Source organism: Mesorhizobium sp. M7A.F.Ca.MR.362.00.0.0 (genome assembly GCF_004023175.1).
Taxonomy (GTDB): domain Bacteria; phylum Pseudomonadota; class Alphaproteobacteria; order Rhizobiales; family Rhizobiaceae; genus Mesorhizobium.
On the sequence record NZ_RZTF01000150.1, the window covers coordinates 1 to 7,198 of the forward strand.

At 62.3% G+C, this 7,198-nt stretch carries 7 protein-coding genes and 1 pseudogene; 6 read left to right on the top strand and 2 right to left on the bottom strand.

Translation table 11 applies throughout. The annotated features are described in order from the left end of the window. A partial coding sequence (locus EOC06_RS18820; protein WP_164898644.1) for an acetyl/propionyl/methylcrotonyl-CoA carboxylase subunit alpha occupies positions 1–1,864 on the top strand: 1,864 nt, incomplete at its 5' end. Between the two features lie 87 nt (positions 1,865–1,951). Here EOC06_RS18820 and EOC06_RS18825 read toward each other — a convergent pair. Continuing rightward, positions 1,952–3,073, bottom strand: coding sequence for an ABC transporter substrate-binding protein (locus EOC06_RS18825; RefSeq protein ID WP_127270990.1), 1,122 nt, complete (start codon positions 3,071–3,073; stop codon positions 1,952–1,954). 392 nt (positions 3,074–3,465) lie between these two features. After that, positions 3,466–3,732: a sel1 repeat family protein gene (locus tag EOC06_RS18830; RefSeq protein WP_128308484.1), complete on the bottom strand. Its 267-nt coding sequence runs from the start codon at positions 3,730–3,732 to the stop codon at positions 3,466–3,468. A 448-nt stretch (positions 3,733–4,180) separates the two neighbouring features. On the opposite strand from EOC06_RS18830, the gene EOC06_RS18835 reads away from it, so the two are divergent. The 5 genes and pseudogenes from EOC06_RS18835 to EOC06_RS42850 all read left to right on the top strand — a co-directional run. Further along, the gene (locus EOC06_RS18835) at positions 4,181–4,522 is read left to right on the top strand and encodes a DUF2147 domain-containing protein (RefSeq protein WP_128308485.1); all 342 of its coding nucleotides are present in this window, start codon (positions 4,181–4,183) and stop codon (positions 4,520–4,522) included. A 225-nt stretch (positions 4,523–4,747) separates the two neighbouring features. Further along, complete coding sequence (locus tag EOC06_RS40210; protein ID WP_164898645.1) at positions 4,748–4,906, top strand: hypothetical protein; 159 nt, start codon at positions 4,748–4,750, stop codon at positions 4,904–4,906. 39 nt (positions 4,907–4,945) lie between these two features. Further along, positions 4,946–5,140 carry a hypothetical protein gene (locus tag EOC06_RS18840; RefSeq protein WP_056580548.1) on the top strand — a complete coding sequence of 65 codons (195 nt, stop codon included), beginning with the start codon at positions 4,946–4,948 and terminating at the stop codon, positions 5,138–5,140. 116 nt (positions 5,141–5,256) lie between these two features. Beyond that, a complete protein-coding gene (locus EOC06_RS18845) occupies positions 5,257–6,720 on the top strand; it encodes an AMP nucleosidase (RefSeq protein WP_245469769.1) in 1,464 nt (487 codons plus the stop codon). A 70-nt stretch (positions 6,721–6,790) separates the two neighbouring features. Beyond that, positions 6,791–7,198: pseudogene (locus EOC06_RS42850) on the top strand (AP endonuclease); the annotation flags it as partial.

The following is a 7,198-nucleotide window of genomic DNA, read 5'->3' on the forward strand; positions in this document are numbered from 1 at the left end:
GCATGTCGAGATGGCCGACGAGGCGGTGCATATCGGCCTCTCGCCCGTCGGCGAAAGCTATCTGCGCGGTGACAAGATCATCGCCGCGGCCCTGGCAACGGGCGCACAAGCCATTCACCCCGGCTACGGCTTCCTGTCGGAAAATCCCGATTTCGTCGACCAGGTGGTGGCGGCGGGGCTGATTTTCATCGGCCCGTCGGCGGCCTCGATCCGGGCCATGGGGTTGAAGGACGCGGCCAAGCGGCTGATGGAAAAGGCCGGCGTGCCGGTGGTGCCGGGCTACCATGGCGAGGCGCAGGAGATCGTGCTGCTTGCGTCCAAGGCACGCGAGATCGGCTATCCCGTGCTGATCAAGGCGCGCGCCGGCGGCGGCGGCAAGGGCATGCGCCGGGTCGAGCATCCAGATGAGTTTTCCGAGGCGTTGTCCAGCGCGCGGCGCGAGGCGAAAGCCGCCTTCGGCGACGACCGCGTGCTGGTCGAAAAATATGTCGACAAGCCGCGCCATATCGAGGTGCAGGTGTTCGGCGACAATTTCGGCAATGTGGTGCATCTCTACGAGCGCGACTGCTCGGCGCAGCGCCGCCACCAGAAGGTGATCGAGGAATCGCCCGCGCCCGGCATGACCGAGGCTTTGCGCAAGGCGATGACGGATGCGGCGGTGAAGGCCGCCAAGGCGATCAATTATTCAGGCGCCGGCACCATCGAGTTCATCGTCGATGCCTCGCAGGGCCTGAAAGCCGACCGCTTCTGGTTCATGGAGATGAACACCCGCCTGCAGGTCGAACATCCGGTCACCGAAATGGTGACCGGCACCGACCTGGTCGAGTGGCAGTTGCGGGTCGCCAGCGGCGAAAAGCTGCCCAAGACGCAAAGCGAGATCGCGCTCGTCGGCCATGCCTTCGAGGCGCGCATCTATGCCGAAGACGCGGCAAAAGGGTTCCTGCCGGCGACCGGCACGCTGCACCATCTGAAATTTCCAGACGCGGCCTCCGAAGGCGCCACGATGCGCATAGAGACAGGCGTGCGGGCGGGTGACGCCATCTCGCCCTATTACGACCCGATGATTGCCAAGCTGGTCGTCCACGCGACGGACCGCCAGGGGGCTCTGGAAGCGCTTGGCGCGGCGCTATCCCGGACCGAGATCGCCGGCTCGACCGTCAACACCGCCTTTCTTGCCGCTCTGGCCGCCGATCCGGATTTTGCTGCAGGCGATGTCGACACCAGCCTGATTGGCAGACACCAAGAAACCTTGACGACCGTCCCGCCGCCGAGCGACGAAACCATTGCTGCCGCCGCTCTTGCGGCCTCCGGTGCCGGCGCAACCCCGTCATCCGACGATCCGTGGTCGTCGCTTGTCGGCTATGCCCATTTCCACAGCGTGGCGCGACGCACATGGCTGAAGTTCGGCGAAGACGATATCGCGGCGAAGGTTTCGGTGCGGGCGGACGGACGATTCCAGGTCGCGCTGGACAAGCCCTATGGCGACACCAATTCGCATGATTTTCGCGCCACGCCGCGCCTCGCCCGCTGGCCAGGCCATATCACCGTGTTCGAAGGCGCCGTTGGCTACACCTTCGCCGTGCCGGACCCGTTGGCACGGGCCGATGAGGCGGCGGCAAGCACCGGCAGCCTGCGTGCGCCGATGCCGGGATTGGTCAAGCTGGTGCGCGTGGGCAAAGGCGATACGGTGATCAAGGGCCAGCCGCTGCTGATCCTTGAGGCGATGAAGATGGAGCACACCATCGCCGCGCCGCATGACGGCGTGATCGCCGAGATCGCCACAGAGGGCGCACAGGTCACCGACGGAACGGTGCTGGTGCGGTTCGTCGAGGAGCACAACGCCGCGACCACAGCAGTGAGCTGACGGTTCGGAAGGCCACGACAGGGAAAGCAAAAAATGGCCGGGATGAACCCGGCCATTCTCTATGCCATCCAGTCGCCAGGGTGGCGATTACTGCGCGATCGGCGCGTATTTGCCGTCATGCCACTGGTTGATGTCGTAGCTGGCATTCTTGAGGTCGCCCTTCTCGTCGAAGGTGACATCACCGACAACGGTGCTGATCGGCGTACCGTTCTTCAACGCTTCGGCAACCTTGGCCGGGTCGTCGCTGCCGGCACGCTTGATGCCTTCGGCGAAAGCCTGGATGGTGGCGTAAGAGAACAGCGTGAAACCCTCCGGCACGAAACCGCCGGCCTTGATCTTCTCGACGGCTGCCTTGGCTTCCGGCTTTGCCTGCGGATCCGACGGGAAGACGAACATGGTGCCCTCGCCGGCCGGGCCGGCAACCTGCCAGAATTCCGGCGAGGCGATGGAGTCCGGCATGATCAGCTGGAACTTCAGGTTCTGTTCCGCCGACTGACGCAGGATCAGGCCGGCTTCAGGATGGTAGCCGCCGAAATAAACAACGTCGGCTTTCAAATCCTTGAGCTTGGTGACGAGAGCCGAATAGTCCTTCTCGCCAGCGTTGATGCCGTCATAATAGACCTCCTTGAGGCCGCCGGCATTCATCGTTGCCCTGACGGCGTCAGCCACGCCCTGTCCGTAGGCGCTCTTGTCATGCAGGACGACGACATTCTTGCCGGCAAACTTCTTGGCGATCCATGGGCCGATGAAGGCGCCCTGCGCATCGTCACGCGTGTAAAGGCGCATGATCGTCGGCCAGCCGGCCTTGGCTGCCGCATCGGTCAGCACCGGGTTTGACGAGGCCGGGCTCATCATCAAGGCGCCGGCTTCGGCATAGACAGCCGAGGCCGGAATGCTGGAACCCGAGCAGGCATGGCCGTCGATGAACTTGACGCCATCGGCGACGACGCGGTTGGCAACCGACACGGCCTGCTTGGGATCGCATTGGTCGTCTTCGATGCTCAGCTTGATCTGACGACCGTCGACACCGCCCGCGGCGTTGATCGCATCGGCGGCAGCCTGTGCGCCCTGCTTGAACTGATCGCCGATGGTGGCGAGCTGTCCTGTCATCGGGCCCACCACCGCAAAGGTGATGTCGTCTGCGAATGCGACCGGCGTGCTCAACATCAGGCCGAATATGGCCGCGTTCAAAATACTCAATTTTTTCATGATGGTAGAACTCCTCCACTCACGCGCGGCCGCCCCGGCCGCGCTTCTTCCAGAGAGGCCGGACAATTTCATCCTTCATTCGGCCTGTCTAGGCGCATTGGCGCCGCTCGATTGGGCCTGCAAGACGTCATCCACGCAAAAAGCCACGCCAGCCTTGTTCCGGCTGGTCGTGGCTTTTTTGCCCGTCGAGCAATCTCCAGGCGCCCCCGCGCCTAAAAATCCGCTCAGCTTCCCTGTGTCGCGCACGACTGGGCCTTGCGGCCTGCCGCGTTCTTTCCCTTGCCTTCGTGACCGTCTTGCGCGGCCTTCAATTTCGCCGGGTCTGGCCGTCTGTGCGGCCTTGATCCCGGAGCTTCCCTGTCTTCGATGGACCTGTCTGCGATTGGCAGATTTCAGTGTATGGTCATCCATTCGCGGGCTTCGCGCAGCGCCGTGGCGATCTCGACCTTCGACATGGCGGCCGACAGTTCCGAGCGCAGCTCGGCGGCGCGGGCCGAGCCCTTGATTGCGGCGATGTTGAACCATTTGTGGGCGGCAACGACATCGGTCTCGCAATCGCGGCCGGTCGCATACATCATGCCCAGTTCGAAAAGGATGTCGGCCTGAGCAGTTGCTCCCATGGCGCCGAAACCTGCTTCAAGCATTTCAAAACGTGCCATTTCAATCCCCTGTTTTCCGGCCCTGTCAGGCTCCCGAGAGCTGCCTTCTTTCGTCTTGCCGGCTGCTCTTCCGATGCTTTCGAGAATGCCGTGCAGGCTTGAATCCGTCGTTAAATGGCGTGCTTAATTTGAGGAAAACAAAGCTAAAACAAGAGGTAAACGCCGAAATTCGTTAAGGATACAAACCCAGCAATTCAGCCTGCTTGCCTCAAATTTGACGAAAGTTTTCTCGCGCGGGGGCAAGACTTCGCTAACCACGGCGAACAAAGGCGATGCGCCGATCGTTTCATTTCATCGTCGAGGAGGCGCTTTCAGGCGGCTGCAAAATCCCAAAGTGTTCCGCTACGGCACCGCTTTTGTTTTGCCGGGAGCTGGATTAGCTTACGTTTGCGTAAGCGGCAGACCGGCGAGGCGGAGCATCCGGCCGGACATCCACAGGGAGGAAGACATGTTTCGAAAACTGAGCCTGGCCCTTGCGGCCACATTGATCGTGGCGGGTGCGGCATGGGCCGATCCGATCGAAGGCAATTGGAAGACGCAGGCCGGCGAAACCGCGGCCATCGCCGGCGGCGGCTCGTTTTCCATCACGCTCAAGTCGGGGAAATATGCCGGCAAGACCATCGGCTCGCTCAAGGCGACAGGCGACAACAAATATGCCGGCAACATCACCGATCCGGCAAACGACAAGACCTATTCGGGCAAGGCGACATTGTCGGGCAGCTCTCTCAAGATGAGCGGCTGCGTGCTCGGCGGGCTGATCTGCAAGAGCCAGACCTGGCACAAGCTCTGATCGAGCGCATCCTTGCGACATGAGGACGGGGCCCCAGCGGGCCCCGTTTTCGTTTTGTCGACACATCCTGCACCGGTGATGCTCGATACCCGCCGGCGGCTATCCAAACCGACGCCGGCGCCGTCGAAACCCCGTCAATCATCTTGAACGGCAGATGAACGCCGGCATCAGAGCCGGTTCAGTTGCATCAGGGCATTCTCCGGCGTGTTGAAGGAGACCGACCCAATGCTTGCTCGCCGCTTCACCATCGTCTGCCTGCTGGTGTGCCTGTTTGGAATGTTCTTCGCCATCCTCGTCGCCGAAGCGGGCCGTCCGGCCCGCGCCTGGGACGAAGCCAGTTCCAGAACCTGCCGCCTCGCCTGCCCCACCCATCTTCGCAACTGAACAAAGAACCAAGACCTCGAAAAGAAAAGCTGAAACACCATGAACCGCATCGCCGCCAACGCTCTCAAGACACTTCGGCTTCTGCCGCGGGCGGCGCTTATCCTGACGGTGCTGGCCGCTCCGGTTCTGGCCGTGCCGATGATGCGCACCGACGCCGGCTCGACGATCGACGCACCAGCCCTGAAGAAGTCCGGCGTCGGCTTTGTGCTCTTGGTCAGCCTGCAGCGCGGTTGAAGAAAAACGGCGCTTTGGCCGCCTTCGGTCGCGACACCCCTCCCAAGTGCCGATCCAAGTCTCTATATTGAGCCATGGAAAAGCGAATCTACCCACAAGCCATCGAATCTGTGGTCATGCCGGAGCCTTTTGGCCGGCAAAGCTTTGATAGCGCCGAGAAAGCCGTCAAGGCACTGCAGGCGCTTTACGACCGCAACACCAAATTCCTGCGCGACTCGTTCGCAGAGCTGGCGGCAGCAGGCGGCGACAATGGCAAGCGCTACCGGGCCTTTTATCCGGAGATCGGTGTCACCACCAACTCGTTCACCCAGATCGACTCGCGCCAGGCCTATGGCCATATGCCGACGCCCGGGCATTTTTCCACCACCATCACCCAGCCGGGCCTGTTCGAAAGCTACCTCGTCGAGCAGTTGCGCCTGATCATGCGCAATCATGGGGTTGCGGTCACGGTGTCGGAATCGACCACACCCATCCCGCTGCATTTCGCCTTCCTTGAAGGCACCCATGTCGACGGCGCGACGGCAGAGCGCATCAAGCGGCCGATCCGCGACCTGTTCGACGTGCCGGATCTCGATGGCACCGACGACCAGATCGCCAACGGCACCTTCGAAGTCGCCTTCGGCGAGCCGAGGCCTCTGGCGCCCTTCACGGCGCAGCGCATCGATTATTCGCTGCACCGGCTGTCGCACTATACGGCGACCACGCCGCAGCAGTTCCAGAACTTCGTGCTGTTCACCAATTATCAGTTCTACATCGACGAGTTCGTCACCCGCGCCCGCGACCTGATGGCCAATGGCGGCGGCGGATACACGGAGTTCGTCGAGCCGGGTAATGTCATCACCAAGAGCGGGCAAAGCGCGCCAAGCGAAGGCGTTGCACCGCCGCGCCTGCCGCAGATGCCGGCCTATCACCTGAAGAAATCGGGACATGGCGGCATCACCATGGTGAATATCGGCGTCGGGCCTTCCAACGCCAAGACCATCACCGACCATATTGCGGTGCTGAGGCCGCATGCCTGGGTGATGCTCGGCCACTGCGCCGGCCTGCGCAACACCCAGGCGCTTGGCGACTATGTGCTGGCGCATGCCTATGTGCGCGAGGACCATGTGCTGGACGACGATCTTCCGGTCTGGGTGCCGATCCCGCCGCTGGCCGAGATCCAGGTGGCGTTGCAGGAAGCCGTCGCCGAAGTCACCGGCCTTACCGGCTATGACCTGAAGCGCATCATGCGCACCGGCACCGTCGCCACCATCGACAATCGCAACTGGGAACTGCGCGACCAGCGTGGCCCGGTACAGCGTCTGTCGCAATCTCGCGCCATCGCACTCGACATGGAATCGGCGACCATCGCCGCCAATGGCTTCCGCTTCCGTGTTCCCTACGGCACGCTGCTGTGCGTTTCGGACAAACCGCTGCATGGCGAGTTGAAGCTGCCCGGCATGGCGACCGAATTCTACAAGCGCCAGGTGGCGCAGCACCTGACCATCGGCATCAGGGCGATGGAGAAGCTCGCGGAAATGCCGATGGAGCGGTTGCATTCGCGCAAGCTCAGAAGTTTTTCGGAAACGGCGTTCCAGTAGGCCGATGCCACGCATCGCGGCGGCATTTCTCATCTTGATTGGGCCGCATTTCTGCCGATAAGCAGGCGGCATGGAGAGAGCGAGCCTCGGGACATTGCTGATTTCGGTTGCATTCCTGGCAATGCTGGCCTGTTCGATCGCTCTGGTGGCCGGGTTTTTCGGAACGCTGCATCCCGCCTTCGATTCCTTCTCGCATTTCCGCGTCCACCTTGCCGTGCTGATGGCGCTTTGCGCGCTGCCGCTGCTGGCCACGACATTTCGCCTGCAGGCGGCCGTGGCACTGCTTTTTGCCGTGGCGGCCTTCGCCACCACTTCCGGGTCGCTGTCCTTCTCCCGCCTGTGGCCGGTTGAGGCCGCCTATGAAGCCAAGAACGAAGACCGCGCAATCTACAAGCTGCTGCAGATGAACCTGCGCTACGACAATCCGACGCCGAAGAAGGTGCTGTCGCTGATCGGCCGGACCAATCCCGACGTGATC